20 protein-coding genes and 1 pseudogene are annotated in these 15,573 nt (G+C 71.7%); all 21 read right to left on the reverse strand.

What is annotated here, in order from left to right:
* Positions 1 to 4: 4 nt before the first annotated feature.
* The gene (locus tag ACWC1K_RS26075) at positions 5 to 775 is read right to left on the reverse strand and encodes a DUF317 domain-containing protein (RefSeq protein WP_450834685.1); all 771 of its coding nucleotides are present in this window, start codon (positions 773 to 775) and stop codon (positions 5 to 7) included.
* Positions 772 to 1,368 carry a hypothetical protein gene (locus tag ACWC1K_RS26080; RefSeq protein WP_450834686.1) on the reverse strand — a complete coding sequence of 199 codons (597 nt, stop codon included), beginning with the start codon at positions 1,366 to 1,368 and terminating at the stop codon, positions 772 to 774. The genes ACWC1K_RS26075 and ACWC1K_RS26080 overlap by 4 nt, the downstream gene beginning before the upstream one ends.
* A gap of 76 nt (positions 1,369 to 1,444) precedes the next feature.
* Positions 1,445 to 2,284 (reverse strand): DUF317 domain-containing protein, encoded by an 840-nt coding sequence (locus ACWC1K_RS26085; protein ID WP_450834688.1) that lies wholly within the window; start codon positions 2,282 to 2,284, stop codon positions 1,445 to 1,447.
* The gene (locus tag ACWC1K_RS26090; RefSeq protein ID WP_450834690.1) at positions 2,281 to 2,646 is read right to left on the reverse strand and encodes a hypothetical protein; all 366 of its coding nucleotides are present in this window, start codon (positions 2,644 to 2,646) and stop codon (positions 2,281 to 2,283) included. The genes ACWC1K_RS26085 and ACWC1K_RS26090 overlap by 4 nt, the downstream gene beginning before the upstream one ends.
* Positions 2,647 to 2,666: 20 nt before the next feature.
* The gene (locus ACWC1K_RS26095) at positions 2,667 to 3,017 is read right to left on the reverse strand and encodes a hypothetical protein (protein WP_450834692.1); all 351 of its coding nucleotides are present in this window, start codon (positions 3,015 to 3,017) and stop codon (positions 2,667 to 2,669) included.
* Between the two features lie 437 nt (positions 3,018 to 3,454).
* A pseudogene (locus ACWC1K_RS26100) lies at positions 3,455 to 3,673 on the reverse strand (DUF317 domain-containing protein); the annotation flags it as partial.
* A 141-nt stretch (positions 3,674 to 3,814) separates the two neighbouring features.
* On the reverse strand, positions 3,815 to 4,624 hold the full coding sequence (locus ACWC1K_RS26105) for a DUF317 domain-containing protein (RefSeq protein ID WP_450834694.1): 810 nt from the start codon (positions 4,622 to 4,624) through the stop codon (positions 3,815 to 3,817).
* Positions 4,621 to 5,010: a hypothetical protein gene (locus tag ACWC1K_RS26110; protein ID WP_450834695.1), complete on the reverse strand. Its 390-nt coding sequence runs from the start codon at positions 5,008 to 5,010 to the stop codon at positions 4,621 to 4,623. Before ACWC1K_RS26110 ends, ACWC1K_RS26105 begins: the two co-directional genes overlap by 4 nt.
* 307 nt (positions 5,011 to 5,317) lie before the next feature.
* Positions 5,318 to 5,680, reverse strand: coding sequence for a hypothetical protein (locus tag ACWC1K_RS26115; RefSeq protein WP_450834696.1), 363 nt, complete (start codon positions 5,678 to 5,680; stop codon positions 5,318 to 5,320).
* A complete protein-coding gene (locus tag ACWC1K_RS26120; protein WP_450834698.1) occupies positions 5,677 to 6,087 on the reverse strand; it encodes a hypothetical protein in 411 nt (136 codons plus the stop codon). Before ACWC1K_RS26120 ends, ACWC1K_RS26115 begins: the two co-directional genes overlap by 4 nt.
* A gap of 26 nt (positions 6,088 to 6,113) precedes the next feature.
* Complete coding sequence (locus ACWC1K_RS26125) at positions 6,114 to 6,782, reverse strand: hypothetical protein (protein WP_450834700.1); 669 nt, start codon at positions 6,780 to 6,782, stop codon at positions 6,114 to 6,116.
* A complete protein-coding gene (locus ACWC1K_RS26130; RefSeq protein ID WP_450834702.1) occupies positions 6,779 to 7,537 on the reverse strand; it encodes a hypothetical protein in 759 nt (252 codons plus the stop codon). The genes ACWC1K_RS26125 and ACWC1K_RS26130 overlap by 4 nt, the downstream gene beginning before the upstream one ends.
* Before the next feature lie 28 nt (positions 7,538 to 7,565).
* Positions 7,566 to 8,276, reverse strand: a complete 711-nt coding sequence (locus tag ACWC1K_RS26135) for a hypothetical protein (protein ID WP_450834704.1) — start codon at positions 8,274 to 8,276, stop codon at positions 7,566 to 7,568.
* A gap of 21 nt (positions 8,277 to 8,297) precedes the next feature.
* Complete coding sequence (locus ACWC1K_RS26140) at positions 8,298 to 8,537, reverse strand: hypothetical protein (protein WP_450834705.1); 240 nt, start codon at positions 8,535 to 8,537, stop codon at positions 8,298 to 8,300.
* Positions 8,538 to 8,637: 100 nt separating this feature from the next.
* Complete coding sequence (locus ACWC1K_RS26145) at positions 8,638 to 9,411, reverse strand: hypothetical protein (RefSeq protein WP_450834707.1); 774 nt, start codon at positions 9,409 to 9,411, stop codon at positions 8,638 to 8,640.
* On the reverse strand, positions 9,408 to 9,824 hold the full coding sequence (locus ACWC1K_RS26150; RefSeq protein ID WP_450834708.1) for a hypothetical protein: 417 nt from the start codon (positions 9,822 to 9,824) through the stop codon (positions 9,408 to 9,410). Before ACWC1K_RS26150 ends, ACWC1K_RS26145 begins: the two co-directional genes overlap by 4 nt.
* A gap of 107 nt (positions 9,825 to 9,931) precedes the next feature.
* On the reverse strand, positions 9,932 to 10,381 hold the full coding sequence (locus tag ACWC1K_RS26155) for a hypothetical protein (protein WP_450834709.1): 450 nt from the start codon (positions 10,379 to 10,381) through the stop codon (positions 9,932 to 9,934).
* Positions 10,382 to 10,622: 241 nt separating this feature from the next.
* Positions 10,623 to 12,422 (reverse strand): hypothetical protein, encoded by a 1,800-nt coding sequence (locus tag ACWC1K_RS26160; RefSeq protein ID WP_450834711.1) that lies wholly within the window; start codon positions 12,420 to 12,422, stop codon positions 10,623 to 10,625.
* Positions 12,419 to 13,561, reverse strand: coding sequence for an AAA family ATPase (locus tag ACWC1K_RS26165; protein WP_450834791.1), 1,143 nt, complete (start codon positions 13,559 to 13,561; stop codon positions 12,419 to 12,421). Before ACWC1K_RS26165 ends, ACWC1K_RS26160 begins: the two co-directional genes overlap by 4 nt.
* 202 nt (positions 13,562 to 13,763) lie before the next feature.
* On the reverse strand, positions 13,764 to 13,985 hold the full coding sequence (locus ACWC1K_RS26170; RefSeq protein WP_450834793.1) for a hypothetical protein: 222 nt from the start codon (positions 13,983 to 13,985) through the stop codon (positions 13,764 to 13,766).
* A 315-nt stretch (positions 13,986 to 14,300) separates the two neighbouring features.
* A complete protein-coding gene (locus tag ACWC1K_RS26175; protein WP_450834712.1) occupies positions 14,301 to 15,407 on the reverse strand; it encodes a hypothetical protein in 1,107 nt (368 codons plus the stop codon).
* Between the last annotated feature and the right edge of the window lie 166 nt (positions 15,408 to 15,573).

Genomic DNA, 15,573 nt, shown 5'->3' on the forward strand with positions numbered 1-15,573 from the left:
GGGGTCAGGGCATGCGGCCGGGCGGTGGACCGGACGGAAGCTGCGTGGGTGGCGTCGTGGGCCGCAGATGGCGGCCGGTCAGGTGCTTGACGCGGTCCTCCAGCGCGAAAGCGACGGTCTCCACGGGCACGTGCTGCCTGACGTCGTGCCGGTGGCGCACACCGAGTCCGGGCAGGCGGTTCGGATCACGGATGACGGGGGTGGCGTCGGTGAGTGCACGGGTCAGGGCGGCGACCAGATCGGGCGGGGTGGTGCCGTCCAGGCACGCACCCCACAGCGCGTCGTCCGGGGTGTGGCCGTCGGTGACCGTGATGCTCCAGTGGTCGAGGCCGTGTGCGGTGACGTACTCGACGCGGACCACGCCGTCGGGCGACACGAGGCCGCTCTGGTGGGGGCTGCCGCGCCAACCTGCCTGCCGCAGGAGGGCGGTGGGTGGTGCGGCGGCCTGCGGGGCGCGGGGGTGGGTGAGGGCGTCGGTGAAGGCGGCGATGATTTCGGCCGGTGTGTGGGCGTCGAAGGTGGCCTTCCACGCCGGCTGGCCGTGGCTGGGGGCGTGGTGGATGGTCCACCATGGCTCGTCCGGGTCCGGGTCGATGCGTAGCGTCGCCTGCCGGTTGGGGCTGGTGAGCAGGACACGAGGCAGCAGTGGATCGTGGCCGTAGCTCCAGCCGCTGGCCCGGTGCAGGGGGACGGTGACCCAGCCCGGATCGCCGCGGCCGGCCAGATAGACCGGGGTGACAAGCGTCAGCTCGACGGTGTCGCTCACGCCCGTCACCGCCGGACCGTAGACGACGCGGCGGCGTTGGGCACGGGCGCCGTCGCCGACAAGGCCGACGCGGATGCCGTCGACTGCCTCTGCGCCAGTGCGTTGACCGCGAAGAGCGCCTGGCCATGGATCGCCCACTGGTCGAGGTAGGACCAGGCTTCCGCGTAGCTCTCGGCGAGCGGCTCCTCGTACGCCGTCGTGCCGGGCTTGGCGCTCTCGGGCAGTGCAGCGCGCACCGCGCGCCATTCGGCGTGGACGGCGTACAGCCGCTGCGTGGCCTCGTGCAGTTCGCGCACCTGCCAGGCGTATCGCCGGGTCAGGGCGGTGACCGGCAGCTGGGCGAGCTGCTGCTCGGCGACGTGCACCAGCTCGTCGGCGTGGTAATACACCCGGCCGAAGGCGGACAGGGTGTCGCAGTCGCGCTTCTGCTGGCGCAGCCCGTACGCGTCCTCGTCGTGGGGCTGGAACGTTTCGGGGTCGGAGTGCTCATCGGAGTAGGCGTCCCAGGCGGCGAGGATCTGCCTGCTGTGGCGCAGGTAGAGGGCGAGTTGGCTCAGGTAGAGCCGGTGCGCCGGGCTCGCGGGTTCAAGGGAAAGGGTCAAGAGGGGCCTTTGGGCGGGCAGTTCGGAGGGGTGCGGGGTGCGGGGTGCGGCGCGGCCGGTGGCCGCGCCGCGTGGTTCACCGGCCCCGTGCCGCTGCCGCGGCCACGTCGGTGGCAGGTGCCGGCACGGCGCGCGTGGTCGGCGCGGCACCGCGGCGGGCCTTGCGGGCGGCGGCCCGGACGGCCTTGAGACGCGCGTCGTGGGCGGCGGCCAGATGCTCGCCCTGCCGGCGACGTTCCACCTGCGTGACCAGGTGGGACTCCGGGACGTCGTAGTGGCCGCGCGGCACGGGCGCCGGATTCGTGAGAGCAGCGGCGAAGCCCGCGAGCAGGTGACGGGGCGTGTGGTCGTCGAAGTACGCGTTCCACAGCCGGCGTTGGCCGCCGAGACCGGTGGGGAGCGCGACTTCGGCGATCCAGCTGAAGTAATCGCTCGTCAGCGTCGCCCGCCGCTCCATGGTGGTGATGCCGTCCGGATGGTGTGCGCTCTCGTTGCCCCGCTCGTCGCGTGCGTAGGTCCACTCGGCCGCTTGCAGCGCGGGCCACACGTCCGGTTCTGTGGCCGGCGCGGGGTGCACGAGGGCGTCGGTGAATCCGGCGATGACCTCGGCGGGCGTGTTGCCGCCGAACAAGGCGTGCCAGCGTTCCTTGTCCGTGTGCGACGAGATCCGCCACCAGGCGGAGTACGTGTCGGGTGCGGGTTCGAGCACGAGTGTGTGCCGGAAATCGGGGCTGGCCAGGACGACGTGGGGGAAGTCGGGGTCGGATTGGTTCGTCCAGCCGGCGGCCCGCAGCGCCTGGGTGACATGGCGGGGATCGCCGGGGCCTGCGAGGTGGCGCGGACTGGTGTCGAACCAGATGCGGCGGGAGGGGTCGTCAGCCCTGCTGGTGATGTAGGGCATGCCCGGGGCGGTCATGAGGGGTCCGGCGGATCGGCAGACTGAAATGCGTGGACGCTCAGACGCTGTACATCGCGATGGAGGTCGTGGCAGTCGGTGACCTCGGGGGCTGCGGCTCTGAGCCGGGCGATGATGTGGCGGATCTCGACGGGCCACGGCAGGAGGGCGTGCCCCTCGATGAGGGTGGCGGTGGCGCGCAGGATGTTGCCGAGGATCATGAGGGCGCCGAACTCGTCGTCCAGGACCTTGGCCAGCATGGGCAGGGCGTGGGGAACGGACGGTGCGTCCCGCAGATGTAGGTAGACCTCGTCCAGAACATCGAGGGCTTCGGTGACTTCGTCGGGGCTGGGGCAGCGCCAGGGGATGGGTGGAGATGGCATAGGGGCCTCGCGAGGGGTGGTCACTGTCGGGGCGGCGCGGTGGTGGTGCCGAACTGTTCGCGCAGGCGCTGTACGTCCCAGTGCAGAACGTGCCAGTCGGTGGCCTCCTGGGCGGCGTCGCGGAGCCCGGCGATGATCAGGCGGATCTCGTCGGTCTGGGGGTAGGCGGCCTGCTGGGCGACGAGGCGGGCGGCGCTGCGCAGGACGTCGCCGAGCAGGATGGGCACGCCGGTGTCCTCATCCAGGAGGCCGGCGAGCAGCGGCAACACGTCGGATACGGGAGGGCCGGTGCGCAGGTAGTCCTTGACCTGGGCCAGGGTGGCGGTGGCCCGCGCGACCTGGTCGTCGCTGGGAGCAGAGGGGTGAGGCATCAACGTCCTTGCGTGAAGCGGGAATGAGGGGAAGGGCGCCTTGAGCGGGCGGCTGTTCATCGGCGCTTGCGGCGGTGTGGCGGGCCCTGGGCAGGGGGCGGTGTCGCCGGGGTCTGATCGAGGGGGCTGTGGCACCGGGTGTCTTGGAGCCGCTGCCGGTGCATCTGCTGGAGCTGCTCCAGCGAGACGGTGCTCCTGGTGGAGCTGTGGAAGGGTGTTGGGTTCTTGCCCCTCGTCGCGCAGCAGCGGTGCGGGGTCCGTCAACGCGGCGACGAATCCCGCGATGGCCGCGGACGGTGCCCTCTCGTCGATCGACGCGCCCCACAGCCACCGGCGTCGTTGCGTGGTGATCGGAACGGAGACCTCTGCTTTCCAACGCCAGCCGGGGGTGCCGGGGACCACGGGCACCCACGCGAGAACGGCGGTCTCGTCGGGCGCTAGCGCCGCCGTCTCCGGGCCCTGGCGGTAGGGGTCCAGCCCCGGCTGCTCGCCAGATGCCAAAGGTCCCCGAGTGGCAGGTGCGCGCGGCTGGCGAGGGCGTCCGTGAAGCCCGCGATGATCTCGACTGGGGTGTGGCCGCCGAACTGGGCGGACCACTCCCGCCGGTCGGCGGGGTGGATATGCCACCAAGACTCGCGTGGCTCGGGCGCGGTGGGCTCCTGGGTGAGCTGGAGTTACCGGTCGGGGCTCTCCAGCAGGACGTGGGGATAGCCGGGCACCGAGTGGTTGGTCCAGCCGGAGGCGAGCAGGTACTCGGTCACGTGCGGTGAATCTCCGCTGCCGGCCGGGCGCCGGGTTCACCGCGTCCGTACCGCCCCGGCGTACGGCCGAGCCCGGGGACCTTGAGGGCGTGCCTTGTTGGTGGCGAAGGTGTTGCTGGCCCAGGTGGCGGCGCGGGCCGCGGTGATGCGGGCCTGCTGCCACGCGCTGAGCTGCGAGGGCAGTATTGACACCGAGGTGGTGCGGATTCTCTGGGAGGGCGGGACGTGGCCGAGCGGCCGCATCACTGGCTGCGGGTCGGCGAGCGCGGTGCTGAACGCCTGCACCAGGTGCATCGGCGTGGTCGGCGTGAACATCGCCTCCCATACCTGGCCGTGTTCATTGCGGGCGCCAGCCCACCAGTGGGCCTGTCCGGGGGCGGACTCATGGAAGCGGACGACGGCGTCGCCGTCCGGGCTGCGGGCGGTGAAGTGCTGTCCGTGTTCGGTCTCCCAGCCCTGTGCCTCAAGCGGCGCCCACACGTTGGGAGCGTGCGCGGAGCGCGGCCGGGTCAGCGCGTCGGTGACTCCGGCCACGATCTCTACGGGGACCTGGCGGCCGAGCGTGGCGTGCCACGCCTCCTGTGACCTGGTCTGCTTCCCGCTGATGGTCCAGCCGCCGGGCTGGGTGTACGGGTCGTAGCCGATGCGTACGGACTTGTCGGGGCTGTCGAACACGACGGGACCGCCGGTCTTGGACTTGTCCTTCCAGCCCGAGGCACGCAGGTACTCGGTGACGTGACGCAGGTCGCCGGCGCCAGCGAGATGGCGGGGCTCGACGAGGTAGTGCTGCTGGGCCTGCTGACCGCCGGCGGCGCCCCAGCCGGACCACTGCTTGTTCTGTCTCACCGGTGCCGCCTGACGACCATCGCCGAGGCCGAGGGCCGCCCGGCCGGACCGGTGGACGGCGCGGTGGGCATAGCGATCTGCTTGATCGCTCCGGTGTGCTCGTGGAGGTCGACGCCCACGCTGCCCAGTTCGTTGGCGGCGCGGCCGAGGGCCAGCCAAACCTCGGGCGGCAGGATGCCGTGCTCGGAGTGGGTCTTCGCGAAACGCGAGCCCGTTTCGACGAGCCCGGTGACCTCGCCGAGGATGCCGGTGTCGTAGTCCAGCACATTGCCGAGGATCTGGGCCGCCTCGTGCGGTGGCGCCAGGGCGAGGAGGCGGCGGAGCTGGCCGAGCTGGTGGGCGATGTGGTTGGCCAGTTGCACCGAGGTGGGGGTCGTGTTGGTCATGGGCCTCCTGAACGGGCCGGGTTGGTTGCTAGTCGTGGTGGCGGATGCGGTAGCTCTCGACGAGGAGGAACGCGTCGCGGCGGCGGGCTTCGTCGAGGGCTGCCTCGGGGCGTCCGCCCGCCAGCGGGATGGCGCGCTCCCGGCTGCCGACGGTGACGGCGCGCAGGTAGCGGCGGAACAGGGCGGTGACCAGGCGGGGCTTGCGGCTGGCGGTGATCGGCGGAGGCGTGCGGTCGGGTTCGTTGGTGACGGCGGGCTCCTGGGGAGAGTGAGGGCCGGCCTCGGCGGGCCGGCGACGGTCGGGCGGTCAGCGGGTGCGGCGTGGCGGTGCAGCGCGCGGTGCGGGTGGCGGTGGCTGCCGGTGTGCTGCCTGTTCGGCGAGTGCGGTGCGGTAGGCGGTGCCGCCGAAGAGGCCCGCGTCGATGTCGACCTGGTATCCGGCACGGGCAAGCAGCGGTGCGGCCCGGTCGGCCATGGACTTCATGGCGATCTCGTCCATCTCGTCGGGGACCTGATGCCAGACGTCGGCCAGGGCCCTGTGCCGGTTGAGACCGAGGTCGTCGAGCAGGCCCAAGAGGTGCTCGGAGGCGCCGGAGCGGGTGTCGACGTAGATCGTCGCGTCGCGATGGTAGAAGGCGACGTCGACGTCGTATTCGTCGGCGAGGCTCACCGGCGGCGGGCCCTTGCCGGAGGGTCCGTGGAGGGTGCTGGGGGTGCAGCTGCGGCGAGCGGCGGGGCCGGGGCGCCCCGGTTGCGCAGGGCTGCTGCGGCGTCGGTGTAGGCGGCCGTGTCCCAGACGTCATCGGAGATGTGGACCACGTATCCGGCCATGTGCAGCCAGGGCACCGCATGCGTGGCGAGCTGCTTCTTCGCGTCCGCGTCGAGGTGGGCGGGTGCCTCGTGCCAGACGTAGACGGGCCCGGGGGTGGTCATTGTCTGGCGCTCGAAGCCGAGGCTGTCGAGGAGGGCGAGCAGCTGCTCGGGTGCCCCGGTCGCAGTGTCGGCGTGAACGGTGTCGGTGAGGGGCTTGAGGTAGATCGTGACGTCGGTGCCTTCGTCGTCGGCACGGTTTCCCACGTGCGGTTACTCCTGTGCGGGCCGGGTTATCGCCGTCGTACGGACGGCGCGGACGAGGTGGCGCGCGGTGCGCGGGCCGGGCCTGGGGCGGCGGCGGTCGGCGGGGTGCGCCGGGCGGCCTGTTCGCGGATCACCGTGATGCGGTGCGCCTGGTTGGACAGGCTGCTGGTGGCCTCCATCAGCTGTTCTGCCGGTTCGTCGTCGAGCCCGGCGTCGCGGAGCCGCTCACCCCACGTCGCCCATGTGGCGATCAGGGCCCGCACCAGCTGCGGGAGCATCCCTTCCTCGGGTGCGGCGATCTCCGCCAGGAGGACGGCAACGTCGCGGTCGGTCTCGGTGGCGCGGGCGCGCGATTCGAGCCCGCCGAGGTAGCGGCAAGCCGCCTGCCGTTCGCCGTTGGGGGTGGCCAGGGTGTTCAGAGCGGGGTCGAGGTGGACGCTGTACCCGGCGAGGAGCAGGGCGTGTGCGGCGGAGGTAGCGCCGTGCCGTTGCTCCTCGACGGGCAGGTGGTGCGGCAGACGGTGGTAGTCGCGAGAGGCACCGGGGGCGGAGTGGAAGCCGCCGGCGGTCTGCAGGATGCCCGCCGCGCGTCCGTCTCCGCCGATGGCGAGGACCAGCTGGCTGCGCGGGTCACGGGTGATGGTGACGTATTTGAGATCGAAGAAGACCGGCTCGTCTTCGTCGCGGGGCGTCATCTGCCCCGGTGCGTGGAGACGACGGACGGGCTCGGCGGCGCGACGGAGGTGGTGTCCAGGGCGGGCCGTGTCGGCGGATGACGCAGTACGGTGTCGATGCCCAGCTCGGACAGACGCTCTCCGGCGGCTCGTACGGAGGCGGCCTGGTGCGCGGTGTCGTCGCCGGACAGCACGAAGACGTTGCGGTCGGGCGCGAAGACGAAGCCGTTCTCGGTCAGGGCCTTGGTGACATCCGCACGGACCGGCTTGTCGACGACGATGGCTTCGCCGGCCCAGGTCATCACGATGTGTTCCGGCTCGGCAGGCTGCGGTGCCGCGAGCCGGGCGGCGTTGCTGCGGACCTGATGGACGGCGACGTCGTAGCGGGGCAAGAGGCCGAACGTGATGTCCTCGGCCGCGTTGAACGGGTCGGCGTCGACTGCGATTCCGTCGGGCTCGCGCACGCCACGGAACGCCTCCGCTGGGGCATCGGACGGGGCCATCGGGGCGATCAGGTATCCCTCGCCGTGGCCCGGGCGGTCGGCGACGAACAGACGGGTTCCGTCGTGCCGCTGCAGCACGGCGCAGTGGTCCACGGTGTGCTTGGCGAGGGCGTCGGCGACTTCGTTCATGTCCCATACGGCATCTGTGAGGGCGCTGTGGTCGTTGTTGGCACCGCGGTCGGGGTGGTACGTGCTGGTCCAGGCACCGGGCAGTTCGCCGGCGAGGACGGCGGCGAACGAGCCGAGGCTGGTGTCGGGGGTGGGGTCGTGCATGGGCTCCTCGGAAAGGGAAGGGTGCGGGTCAGCGCCGCGGGCGGGCCGGTGCGGGGGCGGTGGGCACGGCGACGGGGGTGGTGGCCAGGCGTGGTGGAGGCGGTGGGCAGGCGCAGCCTGCGGAGGCTTCGCGTGCGTCCGGTCCGACGTCGGCCGTGCACGCGCGGCGCTTGGGATGGTCCTGGTGCCGGTCGGCGAGGTCGTTGCGCATGTGCGCGAGGTCGGACCACAGGACGGCGAGCCGGTGCTCGGCCAGGTACTGCAACCGCTTCGCGGTGTACGGATCCGGCGGTTGGCCGAGGTCCTGATAGAAGGCGGCGGTGGCCGCGAAGACCTCGCCGAGGGCGATGAGTACGCCGTCGTGGGAGGCCGTCAGTTCGGTCAGGGCGTCGGCGACCTCGTCGCTGGTGGTGGCCTCGCGGATCCGCTCGGCGAGGTGCGCGACCTGGGAGCCAAGCGGCAGGTAGTGCGGCTCACGCCTCTCGGTCTCGAAGGCGTCGTCGGCTTCGACGTCGTACTTGACGGCGCGCAGCCGGCCGACGGCGCGTGTGGCGAGACGTTCCTCCTCGGCTTCGTCGAGGCCGACGGGCAGCCGGTGATAGGTCTCGTGGAGGCGGACGACCGGGACGAAGCCGGTGCGCTGCAGGATGCTGTGGGCTTCGGGATCCCCGCCGCGGGCGAAGACTTCCCCGGAGTTCACATCGCGCCCCAGGGTCAGGAAACGATCGGCAAGGGCCAAGAAGCTGTTCTTTCAGACGGGTCAGCGGGCAAGCCGGGCGCCGGCCGCGCCGGGTGTGATGCCCGGCGTGGGCGCAGGAGGAGATGGCCATTTAGCGCTCGGCTGCGCGGCGGCCGGCAGGGCGTCGGCCATGGAGTCGAGACTCTGCTGGATGCCGTACAGGCGGCGAGCGATCAGCTCCAGCTGGTGTGCGCTGCCGGGGCCGTAGGCATCTGACAGGCGCTCAAACCGGTGGGCAGCGTGCTCGATGAGGCCGCGCACGGTGGACAGCGGCCCGGCGCGCTCGTCGGCAAGCCGCCGCAGCAGACCGGCAAGTTGAGACGTGGCATCCGCGGTTCTTCGCGCGGTGCAATACGGATGATCACGGGGTGGGGTCCGGGCGATGGGGGATGAGGAGGGCCAGGTCGTGTGCCGCGGTGATCAGGAGGCGTTCGCGTACCAGGTCGTCGTGGACAGCGAGTTCGCCGGGCGGCAGCAGCTCCAGGGCGTGGTCGATGGCGGTGAGGGCCTCGGGATACTGGCCCAGACTCCGCCGCGCCGAGGCCATGCGGAACAGCGCGATCGGATCGTCCAGCCCGCCCTCGGGGAGCAGTCCCACCAGGGCCAGCAGCATGGGCGCTCGGCCGGGAAGGAAGGTGCCCAGCCACACCCCGTGCAGCAGGACGTGCAGCGTCTTGGTGTGGCCGGGTGCGGCGACGAGGACGCGGTGCATGACGGCGAGGCCGTCCGAGCGTGACTGTCCCAACCGCGAGAAGGCGTAGAGGGCTTCGCTGTACGGGTCCTCGTTCAGCACGCTCACCGGCACCTCGTTCATGAGCGATTCGATGACGCGGCAGCGCACGTCGTAGCGCAGCGTGCTGAGGTAGAGGTGCCGGTACGTCCGCCAGATCACGGGGTCGGGGGTGGAGTCGGTGACATGCTCGGGGGAGAGCAGCACCAGCGCGCTGTTCCCGGCGGCGCGGGCGCGCCAGGCGATGTCCGCGCACACCTCGGCCGACTCCTGCCACGTCGCCTCCACCTCGCGCAGGCTCTCGGCCAGCACCACCGGCCACTGGCTGCCGGCGATCTCCTCGACGGCAGCGGAAGCCGTTCGGGCCAGGGCTGCGGCGCGCTCCGATGCGAGTGCATGGGTCACTGGCCGGCCCGGGCGTCGGCGACGTGCACCACCTGGTTGAGGTGGGTGACCGAGTACCAGCCGCAGTCGACGTCCTCGTCGGTGCCGGCCAGGCGCGGGACCAGGTACGTGCGCAGTGCCTGCTGGTAGATGAGGCAGTCCGGGCAGCGGGTGGAGCGGTGGACCAGGTAGCGCGGGTGCGCGGTGATGAACGTGCGCGCGCCGCCGGCCGGGTCGTACAGGCGCCAGCCGTCCTCGTCGGTCGGGGTGTGCCACGAAGGGGCGACGACCTTGTAGGCGTCGCCCCACAGTTGCCGGCCGGAGGTGCCCTTGAGGATGACGACCTGGTCACCGGGCCGGAAGTGGGCGTGGGTGATGTCCCGGTCGGGGGTGACGATGTCACCGGGGGCATGCGGAGGGCGGGATGCGGGCACAGCAGGGTTCCTTCCACGAAGTGCACGGGGAGGCGGTGGGAGGAACAAGGATCCGGACGATCCCCGGTTTCGGTAACCGGGGATCGTCGGGTATAAGGCCCCGCGTCCTACCGGAACGGGTTCTCCGTCCCGATGTCGTCCGAGGCGGCGGCGTCCAGGAGTTCGGGCAGGTCAGAGCCCTCAGCGTCCCTCTGGTCGATCCACCATCCGGCGCGGGCGACGGTGCGGATCTTGTCTTCCAGGACGGCCCAGCGGGCCTCGTCCCAGGTCCCCTCGCTCACCAGCGCGCGGTACGCGGCGGTGACGAGCTGGTGGCGGGAGCGCGCGCCCCAGTCCAGGGCCTTGTCGGGTCCTTCGAGTGGCGGCATGTCGAACTGCTCGGCCCACTCGGTGGCGGCCTGCTGCTCCTCGGCGCGCTTGGCGGCGATCCAGGCTTCCTTGGATTCGGTGTCGGAGTCGCGGGCGGCCTTCCAGCAGTCGGTGCAGTCGCGGCCTTCGAGCCAGCGGGCGAATCCGGCGCGCCGGTCGGCAGGACGGGCGGACAGGTTGTGTGTCACTTCGTGTCCACAGCTGTGGACAATTTTCCAGGTCGTACGGACAGCCATATTCGGGGTGATCTCCTTGCGGTGGCGGGCAGTTCAGGGGTTATGGGCGGGTCTGTGCGGTCGAGCAGACAGATGGTGGTGGCCTGCGTCGTCGCGGAGGGTCATGCATCAGATGCACGATTCATGCGGCGGACGGAGGTGGTCTGGAGTGCTTGGCGGTGGTCTCGGGGACGCTTCCGCCTTCTGCGTCGTCTCAGCGTGTCCTGCGGATGGCGTCTGTGGCCGCCTTGGCGATGGCGACGGGAGCGCTGGAGGGCCGGGGCAGGTGTAGCAAGGTGGTCCCCGGCAAGTGGTGGGACTTGGCGGTGAGGGTGAGCTGGAGTACGGCGCAGCCGGCGGTCGTGAGCTGCTTGACGCGGGTGACGGCTTGAGCGGTTTCGTCGCTGCCGTACCGGGCGTCGGTGACGATCACGAGGAGGCGGCCGGCGCCGGGGCGGCTGAGTTCGAGGCCGTGGTCGAGTGCGTCGATGGCGTCGCCGAGGTTGTGGTGGCCGCCGTTGGCATCGAACGTCGTCACGCGCTCTGGTGCTCGGTGGGTGGGCCGGATCAGTGCGGTCAGGTGCCTGTCGTAGGCGATGGTGGCGGTAAGGGAGTCGGGGTCGGTCAGGGCTGCTGCGCGTGCCACGATCCAGGCAGCGGACGCGACGGGCGCGCAGGCGGCACGCATGGAGCCGGAGACGTCGACGGCGATACCCACACGCAGCGGTGGGGTGGGGGAGTTGCGGCGGCGGGTGTGGGTGAACGGTTGTGCGGTGGGGACCGACCCGGCCGCGCGCTGAGCGTCGCGGGCGAGGGCCGCGCGCATGTTGAGGCGGCCGGGCGGGGTGGGGCTGGTGGTCCGCTCCTCGGTCCGCTCGCGGTAGGCGGCGGCGCGCAGGGCGCGGCTCAGGCGCGCGGCGGCAGTTTGCTCGGCGGCGGTGGGCCTGCGGGTGCCGGTGATCGGGTTGCTGTAGGGCGCTGGTGTGCCGTCGGGGGTGACGGTGGTGCCACGGGTGTTGAAGACCGACTTGGCGGTGGCGGCGGCTTTGCGTCGCTGGTCGGCCCGCTGGGCGCGGTCCTGTGCCTGCGCCTTGGACTGCGCGGCGATGGCGTTGGTCGCTGCGGTCTGTGCCGCGAGGTCGGCGGCGTCGGTGGCTGCCGCGTGGTCCATGACGACCCCCACGGCGCTGGACAGCAGATCGGTGAGGTTGTCCGGCACGGGCAGGGCGGGGGCCATGGTGTCCAGAGCGTCGCACCATTGTTGAGCGTGCGCGAGCATGGTCGTGGCGTCGTGGTCGGCGCACTGGTGGGCTGCGGTCCAGATGCGGGTGAGGGTGGTCAGCAGGTTTGCGCCCAGCACCTTTTCGCACAGGTCGGCGACGGCCCGGGTCTCGCCGGCGTCCAGGATGCCGACGTCACGGCGGCCGAGGATCAGGGCCGCCACGGCGGCGGCGTGCTCGATGCCCTGGAGGGTGGGGTGGGCGATGTCGGGCATGACCAGGGTTCGGGCGCTGGTGCGCAGGTACGTGCGGTCCGTGGGCCGCGTGTTCAGGTGTGCGCCTTCGATGCGGCTCTCCTCCAGCAGGAGCGCGGCGTCGACGACACGGGGGTTCGCTCCGGCAGGCTGTGTCCAGACGGAGTGGGCCGCGTGCGCGGCCTCGTGGACGAAGACTCCCCAGGCGGCGGGATACCGCTCCTCGTCGCCCACGATCCGCGGATGGATCTCGTGGGGCTTAAGCGGGGCGAACAGGCCGGCGTCGAACTCGACCTCGCCCAGAGTGGGGAAGAACGCGGCCGGTGCGCCGCTGCGCGTGCCGGGGCGGCAGGTGACGAGGAGGTCCTGGCGGCCGGAGAGGGCGACCAGCCGGTCGCCGAGTTCGGCTCCCACGCGCAGCCACGCGGCCGGGGAGGAACGGGGTTGCGCGGGCGGGGCGCCGTCGTCGTCCCAGCGCGCGAGGTCGGCGTCGTCGTCCGGCGTGGTGGCGGGGGACTGGACGTGGTGGTGGGCGCTCATCGCGAGCGGCCCCGGTGCGCGGAGCCGGTGCTGCCTGGGGGCTGCCGGGCGGCCGAGGCGGGGAGCTGCTTGCCGAGGGTGAGGGGCGCGATCTTCTTGACGCCGACTGCCTTGATGACGGCAGCGGCGACGGCGTCGCGGTCCTCCAAAGGAGCGATGCCGACGAGGTTCGCGAGCGCGGCTTTGGTGCCGAGGACGGCCTCGGTCTTCTGGTAGCTGAGCAGTTCTCGCAGTTGGGGGGCCCAGCCCAGCTCGCCGAGTTCGACCTGGTGGGCGAGGTGTCGGGCGACCCTGACCACCCGGGCATCGATCCTCAAGGCCAGGGCGAGGTCATAGTCCGTGCCGATCTGGATCTGCACGCTGAACCGGCTCGCGAGCGCCTCCGTCAACACCGCGCCGTGGACGCCGGGATTGTGGCCCGCCACCACGTAGAAGCCCGGTTCGGCCTTGATGGTCTCGCCCTTGTGGGCCTTGACCTGGATCTGCCTGCGCCCGTCCATCGCGGGATACAGCGCCGCCAGGACCTTCGGTGAGATCAAGGTGGCATCGTCGATCAGCAGGGCGCGGCCCTCGGTCATCGCGGTGACCAGCGGACCGTACTGGAAGACGTAGCCTCCCGCGTCGTCCTGTGTGTACTCGCCGATCAAGTCGCCGACCGTGGTGTCGCCGTCACCGGCGACGGTGAGCAGGTCCGGGAACGCCGCCTCGACCAGACTCGTCTTGCCGGTGCCCGGAGGGCCGTAGAGCAGCACCGGCACGTCGGCGTCGCGCAAGCGATTCAACGCCTCGACGTCGGGCAGATCGGCCAGCTCCCGGGGGTGGTAGAGCTGGCCCCCCGCGCGGCGGATCGGGCCGGTCTGCCTGGGCGTGGCTGCTGCGGGAATGGTCGTGCGGGCCGTGGCCGCCTGGGCGCGGGGAGAGTGGGTGCCCGGTGGGCTGATCACAGCGGTCTGCGCGGCTGCGGCGGTTTTCGCGTTCGCGCGGAACTCCGGTTGTCCGGTTCCGCCTTGGTCGGCCTCACCGCGTCGCACGAGGGTGAGGGCGGCGTTGCGGACGGCGCCGTGGGAGTGGCCCAGCTGCCTGGCCATGTCCCCGATGGTGAGCGTGTCCGCCGGCCGGTCGGCCAGCAGTCGGGCCACCTTGGCCCGCAGTTCGCCGCCCTTGGTGCGCGCTGGACGGGTAGGCGTTCCGGGTGTGGTCAAAACGAGGCGGCCCCTTCAACAGGTGCGGGTGCGGGTTGGGTTGGTTTGGCGATGCACTGGAGAGGCTGGCCGCTCTCGAAGCGGATCACGGACTGTGCCGACATCGGCGACCGGGCCACCCGGGGCGTACCGTCGGCGCTCACCGGCCGACCGAGGGCTCGGTCCAGGTGCAGGGGATGGCCGGCGACGAGCAGCTCGCTGGCTGCCGAGCATGCCCGTGCGTCCGCTCCGTACCGGGTTCCGTCGCTCGGCAGGCGCAGCCTGGCGTCTCTTCGAAGCCGGCCTGGAGCAGGATCCGCCGGGCGGCGGCGTTGTAGCCGGTGGTGGTGATCTCGCCGGTGATGGCGTGCCGGATCGTCATGAACGGCTCTGCTGGTGCTTCGGGCAAGGCGGATCTCCTGTCGGTGGTGGCGGGAAAGTGGTGGGGTGTTGGGCGAAGGCGAGGCGGGCCCGGAGCTTCCAGCACATCAACGGCGCGTGGCTGGACCACGAACGATGGGCAATGACTGCCGACATGCTCCAGGGCGGGCCTCACCGCCCCGCAGCTACCTGACTCGCCTTTCCGCACGTTCTGATAGCCGGGTGTACCAACAACTGCCATTCGGTGACGGTTCTCCTTGTGGTGCGCGTGAGGTGTGGAGTGTGCGGATGGGGCGGTGGGAGCCGCGTGCGGGTGTTAGGGGCGGTGCGCGGGGGCCGGGGCGCGCGGTGGCGCGGCCGGGAGAGCGGTGGTCAGGGCGGGGCGCGGCCGAATCCGGGGCGGCGTGGGGGTGCGGTGCGGGGGCAGGACGGCGACGGTGGCACCAAGGTCGTCGGCCGCCTCGTGCACTTCGCGGACGAGGAAGGCGAGGTGCCGGCCGAGTGCTTCGAGGCGGGCGCCGATCTGCCGGCCCTGCACGGTGTCCAGGGCGTGGGAGAACTCGGCGGCCGTGCTGAGGAGTTGCTCCAGCCTCACCATCGGGCCGGCGTCGTAGCCGGTCTGTGTAGCGGCGTGGAGGGCCCCGGAGACGTCGCCTGCGCCGCGGGCCTCGATGACGTCCCGCTGGAGTTCCTGCAAGGGCTGTTCGGGCGCGGGTTCGGGGCGGTTGAACCGGGACGAGCCGTCCGCACACAGGACTCCCGGCGGCACAGGCCCGGGCAGCGCCCGTCCGGCCGTGTATTCGTTGTCGTAGTGCCCGATCACTTCCCAGCCCGGCGCCCCCGGGTCACCTGCGAGAGCGATCACGGTGTCGGTGTCGTCCTCGATTAGGTAGGCCAGGGTGACGAGGCGGCCGTCTACCGCGTACCAAGACTCGATCAGATCCAACTCGCCACGCCGCTGGGCAGCTTGGGCCATCTCGGTCCACATCTGCCGCTCCTCGGCGGTCAGCACGGTGGCGTGAGGCTGGTGGTGCATCTCGGTGAGATCGGAGGCGAGAGATCCGTTCTCGGCCCAGAAGGCGAGGTGCGGCCACAGGGCGGCGTGCTGCTCGCGCTCGGCCGGCGTCCCGGGTACGGCGGGCCGGTCGAGGGCGCGGACGATCTCGATGTGAGAGGCAGCGAGCGCGTCGAGCAGCTCGCGCCAGGCGTGCGTGTGCCGGGCCGGAGGCAGTACGTCGAGGGCGCTGCGGGCGGCATCCAGCAACTCGCCGGCGTGCGGGACGAGATGGGTGGCGTACGTGGCGAGGGCGGCCTGGTCGCGGCGGGCGCGCGCGGCAGCCTCGGCGTGATGGTGGACGGTGCGGCCGTAGCGGTCACGGGCGGCGTCGAGCGCCCTCTGGATCTCGAGGTCGATCACGCTCATCCGCAGCCGGAAGCCGCGTGCCCGGGAGGCGAGGTCCGAGGTGGCCTGGGTGGGTGAATCGGGGATGAGGATGCTCCGTCTGGTGGGGAGGGCAGGTCAGGGAGGGGGCGAGTGGGTGGTGCCTGCGCGGTCGTGGCCGGCGGGCGTGCCGGCCCGCCGGTGCGTG

This window comes from Streptomyces sp. NPDC001492, assembly GCF_053597275.1.

Coding starts and splice junctions, on each gene's coding strand:
- ACWC1K_RS26085 (WP_450834688.1), bottom strand. CDS start 2,284: ATGACCGCCCCGGGCATGCCCTACATCACCAGCAGGGCTGACGACCCC.
- ACWC1K_RS26090 (WP_450834690.1), bottom strand. CDS start 2,646: ATGCCATCTCCACCCATCCCCTGGCGCTGCCCCAGCCCCGACGAAGTC.
- ACWC1K_RS26095 (WP_450834692.1), bottom strand. CDS start 3,017: ATGCCTCACCCCTCTGCTCCCAGCGACGACCAGGTCGCGCGGGCCACC.
- ACWC1K_RS26110 (WP_450834695.1), bottom strand. CDS start 5,010: ATGACCAACACGACCCCCACCTCGGTGCAACTGGCCAACCACATCGCC.
- ACWC1K_RS26125 (WP_450834700.1), bottom strand. CDS start 6,782: ATGACGCCCCGCGACGAAGACGAGCCGGTCTTCTTCGATCTCAAATAC.
- ACWC1K_RS26130 (WP_450834702.1), bottom strand. CDS start 7,537: ATGCACGACCCCACCCCCGACACCAGCCTCGGCTCGTTCGCCGCCGTC.
- ACWC1K_RS26160 (WP_450834711.1), bottom strand. CDS start 12,422: ATGAGCGCCCACCACCACGTCCAGTCCCCCGCCACCACGCCGGACGAC.
- ACWC1K_RS26170 (WP_450834793.1), bottom strand. CDS start 13,985: ATGACGATCCGGCACGCCATCACCGGCGAGATCACCACCACCGGCTAC.
- ACWC1K_RS26175 (WP_450834712.1), bottom strand. CDS start 15,407: ATGAGCGTGATCGACCTCGAGATCCAGAGGGCGCTCGACGCCGCCCGT.